We start from the raw sequence: 14899 nt of genomic DNA, 5'->3' as shown, positions 1-14899 counted from the left end.
GAGGTATCATCATTATGTTCAAAAAACAAAAAATTTTAACCTTAACAATCTTCATCCTATTTCTATTAAGTACATCTTATGTATTTGCTCATTATGAAAATACATATCATCCTCATAAAAAAAATACTTTATCCGATGAAGAATTAGCATTCTGGGGAATCAATATAAATATAAATAATGAAAAAAATCAACCAGCTACTCCAACAAACATAAATAAAGAAGATTATTTATTCTGGGGTAGACCCTTGAATATAAAATAGTTTAACCCTAAGGATTTAATCCTTAGGGTTTTTTCAAAATTACATGCTTTCATTAATACATTGTATTTTGGATGCCGTTATTTTGGACTTTTTTCCTTGCTTCTTGAATCTCTAACCCACCAACTGCAGACGAACTAGTAAGATTTGCACCAGTTGAAGGCATTCCTGATGTCATTCCCTGTCCAGCTGTCCCGTAATTTCCCATATTTTGTTTTGCTTTTTGAATTTCGTTTTGGTTAACAGCATTAGAGTTCTTTAAGTTCGGAACATTTCCCATATTATTATACATACTGGCATTCCTCCACTTGTAATTTTGGTAAGCTTTAAGCTTACATTAAATATTTTGTGCAAATATGAGTAGATTATGTTTGGAAAATTTATCTTCTTTTCATTCCTAAAAAAAAATGGTCTTTTGTATTTTTCTTTATATCCTTGGAATACTAATAGATGAAACTATATAAAAAGGAGTTGACTTTATGGATACATTGGCTCTTTTATTAGTCATTGTAGGTGCATTAAATTGGGGACTAATCGGTCTTTTCCAATTTGATTTAGTTGCAAGTTTATTTGGAGGACAAGCTTCTATACTTAGTAGAATTGTCTATTCTCTTGTTGGATTAGGAGGAGCATACGCAATTAGCTTCTTATTTAGAGATCGAGAAAAAGTAAGATAAAAAATAGAGAGTATTTCATTACTCTCTATTTTTTTATTACCATTTAAAAAATTACCTATAAATAGTTGACAACAAATTCTATTTAAGTGTACTATTTCACTATATAGATAAATTTCTTTTAAGAGGTGAATATATTGAAAAAAGAGGATATCATCCGTGTATTATCGAAAAAAATAAAACTGGTTAGAACAGAAGCTGGTTATTCCCAAGATTTAATGGCTGAAATATTAGGTATCTCTAAAAAAACATTAGTACAAATAGAAAAAAGTAGAATTCTCGCTAGTTGGTCCGTTATTGTAACTCTCTGTGCTCTTTTTACAGAAAGTGCAATTATTCAAGCAACATTAGGAGAAGATCCCATAGATATTCTTCAAGTAGTGGCTCATCAATATTATGAAACTCCAAAGGAAAAAACACTAGGGGGTAAAATATGGTGGAAAGAAATCAAACAACTAGGTAAATTTAAGCTCCAGCAAAATATCGTCAGTAATCATTTTAGAATATTAGATAATCAAAACAACCGATGGATTAGTTCATTTGATGAACTAGAAATGAAAAACAAACTAATTGAATTAAACAAATATTATGATGAGGAGTAAGTATTTTTAATACTTACTCCTTCAAAATTATTTTGATAAAAGCCTAATAAACATATCTATCTTTTTTGTTTGACTAGCATCTAATAAATCCGTCATTTGTTTAAGCATCTGAAGTCTTTTTACTAAATCTCTTTTCTCTTTTTTAGAAAAACTATTGATCATGTTAAGCATTTCATTTTCTATATCTTGTTGTGATTTGTTTTTATATTTATTTGCTAAGTTCGAAAGTTGATCTAGTTGCTGATCCGATGCATTAATGCTCCTAGCAGCTTTTTCTAATTTTTTATTTATATCATTTGATTTTCTTCTCATCATATCCCTCCTTCATAGATGATTTCATTTCCCTTCTTCACTACCATACTATGTATTTTATTTGTATCTGTTACAGGTTGTCTTCATAAAAAAAAAAGACCTTATTCACTAAGATCTTTTTTATTTCCTATTTATAATTTATGGGCAAACTCATTTAATTTATCTGCAAGCCTTGATAATTCATTAATCTCTGCTGTGATTTCTTCCGTTCCTGCAGCTTGTTCTTGCGTAAGTGTTCCATTTTTTTCTACCACCGTTTGTATTTGTATAACACTTCCTTGAATTTCTTTTAATACAGAAGCAATTTTATCTACTGCCTCATTACTAGATATGGCTAGCTTTCTTATTTCCTCAGCTACAACCTGAAATCCTCTACCTGCCTCTCCTGCTCTAGCAGCTTCAATGGCTGCATTTAATCCTAGTAAATTTGTCTGCTTTGCTACTTGCTGTACAAACCCAATTACTTGATCTGTTTCTTTTGCCTGTGTTAGTGCACTATTAGCACTCTGAATCATTCCTTCTCCTGATGAAGCAATTTCTTCTGCACTAGAAGAAATTTGAGTAGTTGTTTTTGTCATTTCATTTAACGAATTAGCCAAGGTCTTAATAATGTCTAAAAGTTCTTCTCGATCACTAATACTCTTTACAGTTGTAATCCCTCCTATAATTTGACCCTCTTCATTTTTAATAGGTGTAGCTGTAGCCGACATAAGGGTACCATGAATATCCTTTGGAATCATTATAGTAATCTTTTTATTTTGCTTCATGGCTTGAAATAAAGCTAAATGTTCCTGTAATATTTCCCCTTCTTTTACTCTTAGTTGTACATTTTTTCCTGGAACGCATTTTATTACTCTCTCTCTGTCACTTACCGCTACTGCCAAATCATCTTCTGTAAAATCATTTACAAAACTTGCCATATTCACATATTTTTTTAACAAATCATTCATTTATATCCCTCCAAGTAGATACTTCCTAGCTTATATAATTCTCTTTTTTTGTCAAATATCCTCCATAAAAAAACTTCCTTATTATATAAATAAGAAAGTTCTTAATGTTTTTTATTTGTAATTTCCTAAAATTTTACCTTTTATAGCTTCTAACAAAATTTTTTTACAGCATTAATACACCTTCATCTTTTATAATTACCTGCAATATCTTTTGTTCTTCTCCTGTTTGTGCATGAATGTATATTAAAAACGTATCTTCCTTATAGGCTGCTTTAAACTCATAACACAAAGCTTCTTCTCCACCTTCCGTTGGAATGATCGTAAGTCTTGGCTTTGAGCTTTTAGCATATATACTCACTTTCTCTTTGGCCTCTTTTATACTAATTTTAGGGTTAGGAATATTTCTTTCATGATGATTTAATAAATATCCTTCCATATCAAATCCTACAATTTCCCCTTCATCTAGTCCAACCTTTACCTTAATCAAATCTGTATAAATAATTACTCCATCCTGCATATATGCAAAATTAATCAGCATTTGCCCATTATACTTTAATGAATAAGTAGGCATCATATTTTTATAACCTCTTTTTTTCAAAAAGTCCTGAGCAATCCTTATTCCTTCCTCCTCTGTTATTTTAGCTTCATTTATTTTTCTTGAATCAAGCATCCATAAAACATGTCCCTCTTTTTTAGTAATTGCCATTGTAATAACTTCTTCTGATTCTTTTGATTTTAATTCCATTATATAAACTGGAATAGCTCCATGGTTCGTATCACTAATCAGATTGACTTCATATTTTATATCGTCTTCTAAAAAGTTCTTTGCTATTTTTTCTATTTCATTTTTTTCTATATATCTTCCTGTTAATTGAGTCTTTCTTTTTTTTACATGTTCTGAAAAAGGACCATCGTAAATTAGTTCAGGATACGCTTGCATCTTCTCCTCTATATTTAAAAAACTAGTACTAAGCATATTTTCATTGGTCTTTTTTAGTTTTTCATTGGCTTTTTCCCTTAATTCTCCTATATACACTCCTTTTTCTGCCATATTATTTTGTAGAGAAATATATTCTTTTGATAAATAATTAGAATAGTTATGTAATGTTTCTAAAGTTTCTTTTTCTTTTTGATTTAAAGGTTTTCCTTCAAGATTTTTTCTAGCTAAAGCCTCACTTAAATCTCCTACTTGACTTAAAAATTTTTCTGTCTTACTTACATTTTTATGCTCAATTGGCAATTGACTTAATTTCTCCTGGGCATCATAGCAAAGATGTGTAATATCTGAAAACAATAATACATTTTGTTTCGGGGTACCTGTAACCATAACTTTTGAAAGATTCACCTGTATATTTTCTACATCTACTACCATATCATGAAACATTCTGTGAAACTGATTCTCCAAAAAAATGTTTTTCTCCCTATTTTGTTCATACTGAGTATATCCCCAGATACCTGTACCTATAACTACTACTCCAAGTAATATCCCTATAATTTTTTTCATAGCCCTCCCCCATTCTTATTCATGTGCAAACCAATGTTTCCCAATTTTCAATGTAACTTCTCTTGTCCATATCCATTTACTTGTAGCTTTAGCAGGATTCCAATAGTAAATGGCTCCCCCTGTAGGATCCCATCCATTCATAGCATCTTTTGCTGCTTTATAAGCTTGTTCATTTGGCCTTAGATAAATTTGTCCATCATCTACTGCCGTAAATGCCCCTGGCTGAAATATAGCCCCTGCTATAGAGTTAGGAAAGGATGGATGTTTTACCCTATTTAAAATAACTGCACCAACAGCCACTTGTCCTGTATAAGGCTCTCCCCTAGATTCTCCATATATAGCCATTGCTAAAAGATTGATATCATCTTTTGTAGAAACCCCTCTACTTGTAGCCATATATGCTTTTTTATCCGTTTTTTCACTAATCCCTAATGCTCTTTTTGTATCTGATCCTATAATGCCATCAACTTTTAATCCATTTTTTCTTTGAAATTTAATCACTGCTTCATATGTGTAAGGTCCATATATACCATCAACGGCTCCTATATAATATCCCCATTGCTTTAACTTCTTTTGTGAAATCTTCACAGTCTCATTATATTGGCCTGTAATAGTTTTTTGAGGCATTCCCAATGCTCGTCTTGTCTGAGAACCTACTTTTCCATCTACAATAAGTCTATTTTTTCTCTGAAATTTAACTACAGCCTGATACGTTTTTTTTCCAAAAACGCCATCTATTTGACCCTCATAATATCCCCAATTTTTCAATTTTGTTTGAACGATTTTTACCTCTTCTCCATATGAACCCCAAGATAAGGTTCCTGCATAGATGATATCTATACAAACAATACTTATCAAAAAACTTACCATCAATGTAATACACACAATAATTGTATTTTTTCTCAAAAGCTTCCCCTCCTAACATATCCTTCTTTATTTTCTGTTAAATAGGAGGGAATTATTCTTTATTATTTGTATAAATAGGCATCTAAACAAAAAATTCGCATTATGCTCATCTCGTAAGTTTCATTACAAAACCACTTTTTTGTAATGAAACTTACTCAAAGTGATTGAATATTTGACTTTTCAACCATAAATTATCCACAAATTTTAAATCTTATCATTTCTTAAAGCATAAAAAAATAATGGCCTCTTTGGGCCATTATTTTTAATAACTAATCATCCTACTTAAATTTGTAATACCAATTGTAACACTTGCTAGTAAAACAAAATACATAGAACCTACCATTAACGTTTTTACTCTGTTCATCTTTCATTCTCCTTAACACAAATATTATTCTATAAGAACTTCTGTATTATTGACTATTTCAGTATTTTCTATTCAGTCCATCCTCATTTTCTGTGTCAATAATAAATCTCTCATCCCCTGTATATATATATACCACAAATATACTCTTCTAATCAATAACAATTGTGTTACAAATTCTTTTGTAAATCATCAATTATATGCATAATTCCCTTTACTATTAGGTTTTCTTTCATATTTATATAGCATTAAGGTTGCATAGTCAACTTGATCTTCAGTATTTTTTCATATATAAATGCAGATGAAACTATTGCCCCATCTGCATTTATGTACAATTTATTATTACACATTATAAGTTTATTTTCTCTATTCTATCAAAAGCTTCTTTCAAGCGGTCTACCCCTACCGTACATGCAATTCTAATATATCCTTCTCCACTTTTTCCAAAAGCACTTCCTGGAATCACTAAAACATGAGCCTCTTCCAACATTTTTTTACTCATCTCAACAGAACTAAGACCTGTTTCTTTTATATTTACAAATAAATAAAATGTTCCTTGAGGAGGAAGAACTGATATTTTAGGGATTTCATTAATTCGCTTATACGCATATTCAACTCGTTTCTTATATTCTTCTGCCATAGGCTTTAGAATACTTTCTCTCATCCTGATTGCATAAATAGCTGCCCTTTGTGATATAGATGGCGCACAAAAACATATACCTTCATTAATATCTCTTATACAATCAATCATATAACTAGGCGCCAACACATATCCAATTCGCCATCCTGTCATGGCATAATCTTTTGAAAAGCTCCCTAGAGTAATGGTTCTTTCCTTCATTCCTTCTATGGTGGCCATAGGAACAAATTCCCTTTGAAAACTAAATCCACCATATACCTCATCTGCTATGACAATCAAATCATGTTCTATGGCAACTTTTGCTATTGCCTGTAAATGTTCTTGATCCAGACATGCTCCCGTTGGATTGTTTGGCGTATTCACAACAATTGCCTTCGTTCTATTGGTAATAAGACTCTTTAACTTTTCAACATCTATTTGAAAATGATCCTTCTCATAGGTTTCTAAAATTACTGGTTTTCCCCTTACTAACTGTATTTGATTATAATAAGGTGTAAAATATGGCTCTGGCACAATTACTTCGTCTCCATCATCTAAAATAGCTTCAAGTACTAAATACATACCATGGCAAGCACCTACTACAGACATAATTTCTCTGTCACTCAATTCATGATTATAAGTTTTTTGATAAAAATTTGCAATTTCATATCGTAATTCAGGATCTCCTAAAGAATCCGCATATCTTGTATGCCCTTTATGTGCATCTAAAAAAGCTTCATCAATAATAGATTTATCTGTAATATAATCAGGATCTCCTAAGCTTAAATTAATCAAGTCGTCATACTTATATGCAAGGTCAACTACCTCTGCCATAGGGGTCGTAATACTATTCCAATATCTTTTTGATAAAAATCTATGCTTCATCCTTCCACCTGCTTTCTTTTTTATCAATAATCACATGTATAAAAATATCCGTGAAAAAATATCTATTTTCACGAATATACGTTTAGCTTATAAAACTTTTCCTAAGAAGTCTTTTGTTCTCGGATGTTTAGGATTTTCAAATATTTCTTGTGGTGAAGATTGTTCAACGATTTTTCCTCCATCCATAAAAAGCACTCTCGTTGCAACTTCCTTTGCAAAACCCATTTCATGAGTAACTACTACCATAGTCATACCCTCTGCTGCTAATTCCTTCATTACATCTAATACTTCTCCCACCATTTCCGGGTCTAGTGCTGAAGTTGGTTCATCAAAAAGCATTACATCAGGAGACATGGCTAGAGCTCTTGCAATAGCAATTCTTTGTTTTTGACCTCCAGATAGCTGATTAGGATAATTGTTTGCTTTATCAGAAAGTCCAATTCTCTTTAGCAGACGAAATGCAATCTTTTCTGCTTCGGATTTTTCCATTTTTTTCACTTTTATTGGAGCAAGAGTGATATTTTCTAGGACTGTCATATGTGGAAATAAATTGAACTGCTGAAATACCATCCCCATTTTTTCTCTTTGCTTATTAATATCATTCTTTTTATCCATAATAGAGGCACCTTCAAAGACAATGTCTCCACCTGTAGGCTGTTCTAAAAGATTTAAACATCTTAAAAAAGTACTTTTACCCGATCCACTTGGACCTATAACAACAACAACTTCTCCCTTTTTAATATGTTCATCTATGCCTTTTAAAACATGTAAATCCCCAAAACTTTTGTTTAAATTAGTTACGTGAATCACTGGCATTCAACCTCCTTTCAAGGTTCCCTACTAGTTTTGAAAGGGTAAATGTAATAATAAAGTAAATAATTGCTGCAATGATTAATGGTGCGAAAGGCTTATAGGATATTCCTCTTACTGTATCTGCTCGATACATTAAATCATAAATTCCAACAACAGAAACAATAGCAGATTCTTTTACTAATACAATAAACTCGTTTCCAAGGGCAGGTAAAATATTTTTAAATGCCTGAGGAATAATAATACATCTCATAGCCATTCCATGAGTCAATCCTAACGATCTTGCAGCTTCCATTTGTCCTTTATCAATGGATTGTATCCCCGCACGAATAATTTCTGCCACATAAGCTGCACTATTAAAGGATACAGAAATAATTGCAAGCATTAAATCTGGAAATTCTATCCCTGTCAATAAAGGTAATCCATAGTAAACAATAAATAATTGCACCAAAAGAGGCGTTCCTCTTACCACTTCAATATAAGCTGTTGCCGGAAATCTTACAATTCTTTTTTCTGACATCTTCATCAACGCTAAAACAACCCCAAAAATAACACCAAAAACAACACCAAAAAAAGAAAGAAATAATGTAACCCCTGTTCCACTAATAAAAAACTTATAGTATTTTGCTAAAAATGCTATATCCAATGCTGACACCTCCTAATAAATACATTCATCTTTTTGATACTGTAGTTTCTATTATACGATACTAGCAAAAGTTAAGCAAAAGGTAATTATTTACCTTTTGCTTTTTTTCTATACTTTCTACTCTTCTTCAGCTAATTTAATTGCTTGTGTAATAAATTCGCCAACTTTACCTTCGCTTATCAACTTATCTAGTGTTTGATTAATAGATTCTACCAACTCTTCATTTCCTTTATTAATTGCTATAGCTACACTAGAGTCTTCTTCATTTCCTGTACCTAAACCTAAATCTAACACAACTAAATCTTTATTTTGTTTTGCATAAGCTTCTGCTACAGGCTTTACTAAAACAATTCCTTGAATTTTATCATTATTTAATTCTAATACTAAATCCGTTATCTTGCTAAGGAGTTTAGGTTCTACTCCTTCAATACTTTGTGCTAAGTCCTGCTGTATTGTTGCTTTTTGAGCTCCTATTTTAAGACCTTTGAAATCTTCCTTTGCTTTGATCTTGTCTGCAACTTCTTTTTTTACTAATATTCTTTGTTCTTCTTTATAGTATACTTTAGAAAAATCAACACTTTTTGCTCTTTCCTCTGTTGGATTCATTCCTGCAGCAATAAAATCAATTTTATTAGCTACTAGTGCTGGTAATAATCCATCAAACTTCATATCTTTAATCTCAATCTCAACACCAAGATCCTCTGCAACTTTCTTTGCAATCTCTATATCAAATCCTACAATCATATCTTTTCCATCAATTTCTTTGTGAAATTCATATGGTGGATAATCTGCACATGTACCCACTACAATCTTCCCTTTTTCCTTAATTTGATCTACTTTACTTAAAGCTTCATCTGCGCTACTTTTTTGTTGTCCACAGCCTGCAAATGCAAATACTATACATACCATTAACAATACTGCCAATACTTTTTTACTATTTTTCTTAAACATTTGAATTTTTCCCCCTTGAAGTTTAAATGTTTTGTCGTCATGTGTAACATTATACATTAGGTTTAATAATTATTCAAGTGCATATTTAAAAGTTTTTGTGGTTTTTTTTTCATTTTTCTATTTTAGGTAAAGTATTCCCTCCATGGGGCATCAAATAGGTTTTTATATTCTTTCCTTTTTCATTATAAACAATATCTAATGCTTCTTTTACTGTTTTGACTACGGTAATATTTACCTGATCTAATAAATTCTTCTCTATATCTGATACAAATAGAATCTGCCATTTTCTTGATGTCTCTGCCATATCATAGCCTATATATTTAGCTACTGTAAACTTTTCTCTTACAGCACATTCTCTTTCTCTATTATTTTTATAATCCTCAATAATTTGACGCAAATCTTCATTTCCAAAACCTTCAATACATTCACTTAAAATAATAATACTTCCCCCCAATTTTACAGCTTCTTTCGCATTACTTAATGCTTTTGTAGCCTGATAAAGATTCATATCTTTAGGGTATCCTCCTGCTGATGCAATGACTAAATCAGCTTTTTCCCTAATCCATACACCATCTAATGCATCTACCATTTTTTGTCCGATCTCATGTGCATGCTTATAATGACCTGATACAGCTTTTACAATAGATCCCTCATCATTTAAAATCACATTAAATAAAAAGGAAGGTTTCACAAAATCTGCAGCCTCTATCATATCTTGGTGAATTGGATTTTTATCAACACTTCCACATCTAACCTCTGAATTTGAACCTTCTCCAATATTTTTATTCAGTGCTAATGCATGATTTGCCATAATGGACTCAAAAGACGCAATCCCTGGCAAAATAGATTTTCTTCCACCTCCAAATCCTGCCAAGTCATGAAACACAATAGCACCTGTTAATATAATATGATCCGCCTCTATAGCCTTTTTATTTATTTTTACAGGTGTCTGAAAACTTGTTTTTCCTAAGTATACGAGTTGTTTTTCATCAAGACAATCATGATCTATTATTCCAAATCTTTTTGATAATTCATCTCCTAATAAAAGCTTATGCTCTTCCTTTGTCTGCCTTCTATGGGTTCCCGTAGCACAAAGAAATGTAATATCCTTGTCCTCAATACCTGATTTTTTTAATTCATCTACTATAAAGGGAAGATAAAAACTCATTTTCTGCCAAGCTCTTGTAACATCAGAAATAATAATACAAATTTTTTGTGAAGGCTTAACAATTTCTCTTAAAGGCTTACTATCAATAGGATTTTTTAATGCTTTAAGGATAACCTCCTCTTCTTTTTGACGGATGATTTCTTTTTTACTTTCTATTATTCCAAGAAATTTTTCATCATGGATGTTTATATCCATAGATGTATTTCCATATTTCATCTTAATTGTTTTCATATTTATCCCTCTTTCTTCAAAAAAATTGAGCAAAAGGGATAAAATTTATCACCTTTTGCTTTATATCTGTTTATTCTTCTTCTGCTAGATCAGTAGCCGCTGCAATGAATTCATCAATTTTTCCTTCACTCATTAATTGATCTAATGTCTTATTAGCAGCTTCTAATAAATCTTCATTCCCTTTATTGATTGCTGCTGCAACCCCTTCTTCTGTACCAAAGGATATCTCTGGTACAAATAGGTTTGGATTACTCTTAGCATATGCAGTTGCTACAGGATTTACTAATACAACTGCATCAATTTTATCGTTGGTTAATTCTAATACTAAATCAGTAATCTTACTAAGAGGTTTTACCTCTGCACCTTCCATACTATTTGCAATATCTTCTTGAACCGTTGATTTTTGAGCTCCTATTTTAAGTCCTTTAAAATCTTCTTTGCTCTTTAATTTGTCTTTATCTTCAGCTTTTATTAAAATACTTTGCTCTGCTTGATAATACTGCTTTGTAAAATCTACACTCTTTGCTCTTTCCTCTGTTGGAACCATTCCTGCAATAATAATGTCAATCTTGTCTGCAACAAGTGCTGCTAACAATCCATCAAACTTCATATCTTTGATTTCAAGTTCAACGCCAAGATCTTTAGCCATTGCTTTGGCAATTTCAATATCAAATCCTACAATCGTATCTTTTCCATCAATTTCTTTATGGAATTCATAAGGTGGATAATCTGCCGCTGTACCTAATACTAGTTTTCCTGCCTTTTTAATTTTTTCTATTTTTGTTATTGGTTCATCTGCACTGCTTTTTTCTTTTGTACATCCTGAGAATGTAAATACCATACATACCATTAATAAAATCGCTACTATTTTTTTGTTATTCATTTTAAACATATTCATTTTCCCCCTTAAGTTTCAATCATTTTTTATCTTGTGTAACATTATACAGTTATTTTTATAATTATGCAAGTGCATTTTTATAATTTTTTTTGCATAAAAAAAAGTAAGACTCCTCTCCTCGAGTCTTACTTTAATCCCTCTAATGATCAATAATACTATTTTTTCATTACCCTCTACATATCCACTAAATCTCTTACAACAACAGAAGCAATAATTAATCCTGCAACAGAAGGTACAAAAGCCATACTACCAGGAACCTGACGTCTAGCCACACAAGTCCTCTCTTTATTTGTACAAATACAGTCTGTCTTACAATCTGCATCTATTATTTTAGGCTGTATAGGTTCTTCCTTAGAATATACAACTTTTAATTTTTTTACCCCTCTTTTTCTTAACTCTTTTCTCATGACTTTTGCTAAAGGACAAATAGATGTTTTATAAATATCCGTTACTTCAAATTGAGTAGGATCTAACTTATTTCCAGCACCCATACTACTGATCATCTTAATACCTCTATTAAAACACCTTTCCACCAAGTCTAACTTTGATGATACCATGTCTATAGCATCTACTACATAATCATAATCATCTCTCAATAAATCTTTAGCAGTATCAACTGTATATAGCATTTTTTTAGTTTCTACCTTTGCATCTGGATTAATATCTAGTATACGCTCTTTCATAAGTTCTACCTTAGACCTTCCAACAGTACTTCTTAATGCATGAATTTGACGATTGATATTGGTAAGACATACATCATCATCATCTACCAAAACAAAGCTACCTACGCCTGATCTTGCCAGCCCCTCTGCAACATATGTTCCTACCCCACCAATTCCAAATATAGCAACTTTGCTATTCTTTAGCTTTTCTAAATTTTCTGTACCTATCACTAATTCAGTACGAGAAAAAGCATGTAATCCCATAGTTTTTCCTCCTAAGATAAGTCTTGTGTATGATTATATATTTGTTCTATAAAAAAATCAATCCTTTACTTCTTACAGCTTTCATCACAGCTTTCCCTATCACAAGGATCTATATGAACGATCACTTCTTTGGCATTTTTAATCTCCGATAAAATTAATTTTTCAGCCTTTTCTCCAATATTATGCCCCATGTATACAGAAATAAATGGATCAACACAAATTTTTATATCAATACATGCCTTTGAACCATGTTTTCTACCTCTAAAATCTGTTACGCTTTTTATGCCATCTATCTTTTCTATTTGTTTTTTTATTCTCTCCATTTTTTCTTGATCAATAGCGCCATCCATTAATTCATCTATAGAAGACAACAAAATCTCTACCCCTACCTTCACAACAATGATTGAAACAATGATTCCTGCTAATGGATCTAAAAATCCATATCCTAATCTTGCGCCTAGTATACCAATAAAAGCTGCAATAGATGAAAAAGCATCCGACCTATGATGCCAAGCATCACTCATCATAGCATTGCTATTTAATTTTTTAGCAGCGTCCATGGTAATTCTAAATTGATACTCTTTGATGATAATAGAAAAAAAAGCAACTATCCCTGTATAAATATGTGGTATTTGATAATGATTTAAATAAATAATTTTGATAGCTCGAAAACCTATATTCATTCCTGTCAAAGTTAAAATTGCTGCTAAAAAAAAGCCTGCTATAGATTCTGCTTTTTCATGTCCATACTGATGTTTTTCATCTCTTGGTTTAGATGCTAAAAACATACCTATAATCACGCCAATAGAAGTAATAATATCTGAAGCAGAATGAAGCCCATCTGCTATAATAGCAGTACTTGCTCCTATGTAGCCAACTCCTATTTTGAATATTGTAAGAAGTACATTTAAAACAATGGTAATACGTATAATCTTATTACCTAATTTCAATCTTTCTTTACCGTCCATTTCAATAGAGTGCATAATCGTCTCCTCCATTTTCAATTGATATACTTATATTATATTATATGCCCTTCATACTATTCTGCAACACATATTTTTCAATATTTTTTTATTTTCATCTACACGTCTTTCGTTATCAATTGATAACGAATTCAATAATCTTTCTCATCTTTTAAATAAAGAAAAAAGCCTTTCATAGAAAGACTCTCCATTTTTTCAATACCTATAAATTCTTTTCTTCTAAACCATTTTTTATTGACTCTTTTTCAAAATATATTTCATTATCCACATAATTTATAAACTTTCTTTTATACGCTGTCATTTCATCAAACTGTCCTTTTGTAATGATTCCTTTTTCCAATAATTCCTCTAGCAATCCTACAAACGTCTTCACCGTATCCATTAAATCATAAAAATCATCATCTATTACAGAATCAAACGCCTGAATCTTTTTCATATCATCACCTCAAGCTATTCTATTTATTTATATTTTAGACAAATATTGTAAAAACCCTTCTTTTTTGTAAACTTTTTTATTCATTTTTTCTTTTAAAAATTATCTTTATAGATTTCTCAAACAAAACATTCATTTATGATGAATTCTTCAAACGCCTTGAAGATGCTATTTCACCCTTGTATTTTTCAAAAAGAAATAGTGCCTTCACAAAGATGAGAAGGATCATCCTAAATTGAATATATAAATGAGAAATCTATATACAGATATACTTATAGAATAGTTTATGTATTATTGCAAAGAATAAATTTAGGAGGTGTAGTAATTATGTTTTTAACTACAAAAGAAAGAATACTTTTGGAAGATGAAAAAAGCCATGAAGAAGCTTGTGTCCAAAAATATCAAGACTTTGCAACTCGTGCACAAGATCCTCAATTAAAACAATTGTTCAGCACCTATGCTTCAAAAGAACAAGAACATTTAAACACCCTTAATCAAATCCTAAGCGGACAAATCCCAGCCCTTCCTCAGCAAGGTCAACAGCAGTCTAATCAAAATAATTTATCTCTTCAAGGGCAATATAATGAAAATGATAAAAAATTATGCACAGATGCATTGATCACAGAAAAATATGTATCTAATACTTATAACACAACTATTTTTGAATGTTGTGATACTAACATTCGACAAATACTTAATCATATTCAAAAAGAAGAACAAGAACACGGAGAAGGTATCTTCAATTATATGAGAAATACAAACATGTATACCCCACAATAAAAA

Annotated in this window: 18 protein-coding genes; 4 read left to right on the top strand and 14 right to left on the bottom strand. The window is 31.2% G+C overall.

The genetic code is table 11. The features are described 5' to 3' along the window. Window positions 1–14 precede the first annotated feature (14 nt). The gene (locus K7H06_RS04325; RefSeq protein ID WP_223038723.1) at window positions 15–260 is read left to right on the top strand and encodes a hypothetical protein; all 246 of its coding nucleotides are present in this window, start codon (window positions 15–17) and stop codon (window positions 258–260) included. A 52-nt stretch (window positions 261–312) separates the two neighbouring features. Here the strand turns inward: K7H06_RS04325 and K7H06_RS04320 are convergent, their stop codons facing one another. Further along, on the bottom strand, window positions 313–549 hold the full coding sequence (locus K7H06_RS04320) for a hypothetical protein (RefSeq protein ID WP_223038722.1): 237 nt from the start codon (window positions 547–549) through the stop codon (window positions 313–315). Window positions 550–736: 187 nt separating this feature from the next. Here K7H06_RS04320 and K7H06_RS04315 point away from each other — a divergent pair, with 187 nt between their 5' ends. Continuing rightward, on the top strand, window positions 737–934 hold the full coding sequence (locus K7H06_RS04315; protein WP_223038721.1) for a DUF378 domain-containing protein: 198 nt from the start codon (window positions 737–739) through the stop codon (window positions 932–934). A 134-nt stretch (window positions 935–1068) separates the two neighbouring features. Beyond that, window positions 1069–1533, top strand: coding sequence for a helix-turn-helix transcriptional regulator (locus K7H06_RS04310; protein ID WP_223038720.1), 465 nt, complete (start codon window positions 1069–1071; stop codon window positions 1531–1533). A gap of 27 nt (window positions 1534–1560) precedes the next feature. Here the strand turns inward: K7H06_RS04310 and K7H06_RS04305 are convergent, their stop codons facing one another. The 13 genes from K7H06_RS04305 to K7H06_RS04240 form a co-directional block, all read right to left on the bottom strand. Continuing rightward, window positions 1561–1845: a hypothetical protein gene (locus K7H06_RS04305; RefSeq protein WP_223038719.1), complete on the bottom strand. Its 285-nt coding sequence runs from the start codon at window positions 1843–1845 to the stop codon at window positions 1561–1563. Between the two features lie 131 nt (window positions 1846–1976). Continuing rightward, window positions 1977–2795 (bottom strand): methyl-accepting chemotaxis protein, encoded by an 819-nt coding sequence (locus tag K7H06_RS21315; RefSeq protein ID WP_223038718.1) that lies wholly within the window; start codon window positions 2793–2795, stop codon window positions 1977–1979. 163 nt (window positions 2796–2958) lie between these two features. After that, complete coding sequence (ypeB, locus tag K7H06_RS04295; RefSeq protein WP_223038717.1) at window positions 2959–4299, bottom strand: germination protein YpeB; 1341 nt, start codon at window positions 4297–4299, stop codon at window positions 2959–2961. 15 nt (window positions 4300–4314) lie between these two features. After that, window positions 4315–5205: a spore cortex-lytic enzyme gene (sleB, locus tag K7H06_RS04290; protein WP_246637635.1), complete on the bottom strand. Its 891-nt coding sequence runs from the start codon at window positions 5203–5205 to the stop codon at window positions 4315–4317. A gap of 710 nt (window positions 5206–5915) precedes the next feature. Beyond that, window positions 5916–7070, bottom strand: coding sequence for a pyridoxal phosphate-dependent aminotransferase (locus K7H06_RS04280; protein ID WP_223038716.1), 1155 nt, complete (start codon window positions 7068–7070; stop codon window positions 5916–5918). 87 nt (window positions 7071–7157) lie between these two features. Next, complete coding sequence (locus K7H06_RS04275; RefSeq protein ID WP_223039940.1) at window positions 7158–7880, bottom strand: amino acid ABC transporter ATP-binding protein; 723 nt, start codon at window positions 7878–7880, stop codon at window positions 7158–7160. Continuing rightward, complete coding sequence (locus K7H06_RS04270) at window positions 7864–8526, bottom strand: amino acid ABC transporter permease (RefSeq protein WP_223038715.1); 663 nt, start codon at window positions 8524–8526, stop codon at window positions 7864–7866. The genes K7H06_RS04275 and K7H06_RS04270 overlap by 17 nt, the downstream gene beginning before the upstream one ends. A 117-nt stretch (window positions 8527–8643) precedes the next feature. Further along, window positions 8644–9477, bottom strand: a complete 834-nt coding sequence (locus K7H06_RS04265) for a transporter substrate-binding domain-containing protein (RefSeq protein ID WP_223038714.1) — start codon at window positions 9475–9477, stop codon at window positions 8644–8646. Window positions 9478–9586: 109 nt separating this feature from the next. Next, window positions 9587–10876, bottom strand: a complete 1290-nt coding sequence (locus K7H06_RS04260; RefSeq protein ID WP_223038713.1) for a nickel-dependent lactate racemase family protein — start codon at window positions 10874–10876, stop codon at window positions 9587–9589. 70 nt (window positions 10877–10946) lie between these two features. Then, complete coding sequence (locus K7H06_RS04255; RefSeq protein WP_223038712.1) at window positions 10947–11768, bottom strand: transporter substrate-binding domain-containing protein; 822 nt, start codon at window positions 11766–11768, stop codon at window positions 10947–10949. Between the two features lie 179 nt (window positions 11769–11947). After that, entirely contained in the window at window positions 11948–12700 is a 753-nt protein-coding gene (locus K7H06_RS04250) for a tRNA threonylcarbamoyladenosine dehydratase (protein ID WP_223038711.1), read from the bottom strand. Between the two features lie 65 nt (window positions 12701–12765). Beyond that, window positions 12766–13683, bottom strand: coding sequence for a cation diffusion facilitator family transporter (locus K7H06_RS04245; RefSeq protein WP_246637634.1), 918 nt, complete (start codon window positions 13681–13683; stop codon window positions 12766–12768). A 202-nt stretch (window positions 13684–13885) separates the two neighbouring features. Then, a complete protein-coding gene (locus tag K7H06_RS04240) occupies window positions 13886–14119 on the bottom strand; it encodes a hypothetical protein (RefSeq protein ID WP_223038710.1) in 234 nt (77 codons plus the stop codon). Between the two features lie 321 nt (window positions 14120–14440). On the opposite strand from K7H06_RS04240, the gene K7H06_RS04235 reads away from it, so the two are divergent. Next, window positions 14441–14896, top strand: coding sequence for a spore coat protein (locus K7H06_RS04235; protein ID WP_223039938.1), 456 nt, complete (start codon window positions 14441–14443; stop codon window positions 14894–14896). The last annotated feature ends 3 nt before the right edge of the window (window positions 14897–14899 follow it).

Origin of the sequence: Crassaminicella profunda (genome assembly GCF_019884785.1) — a bacterium.
GTDB lineage: Bacteria > Bacillota > Clostridia > Peptostreptococcales > Thermotaleaceae > Crassaminicella > Crassaminicella profunda.
The sequence above is the reverse complement of the archived record's forward strand: the minus strand, read 5'-3'. Positions and strand labels throughout refer to the sequence as shown.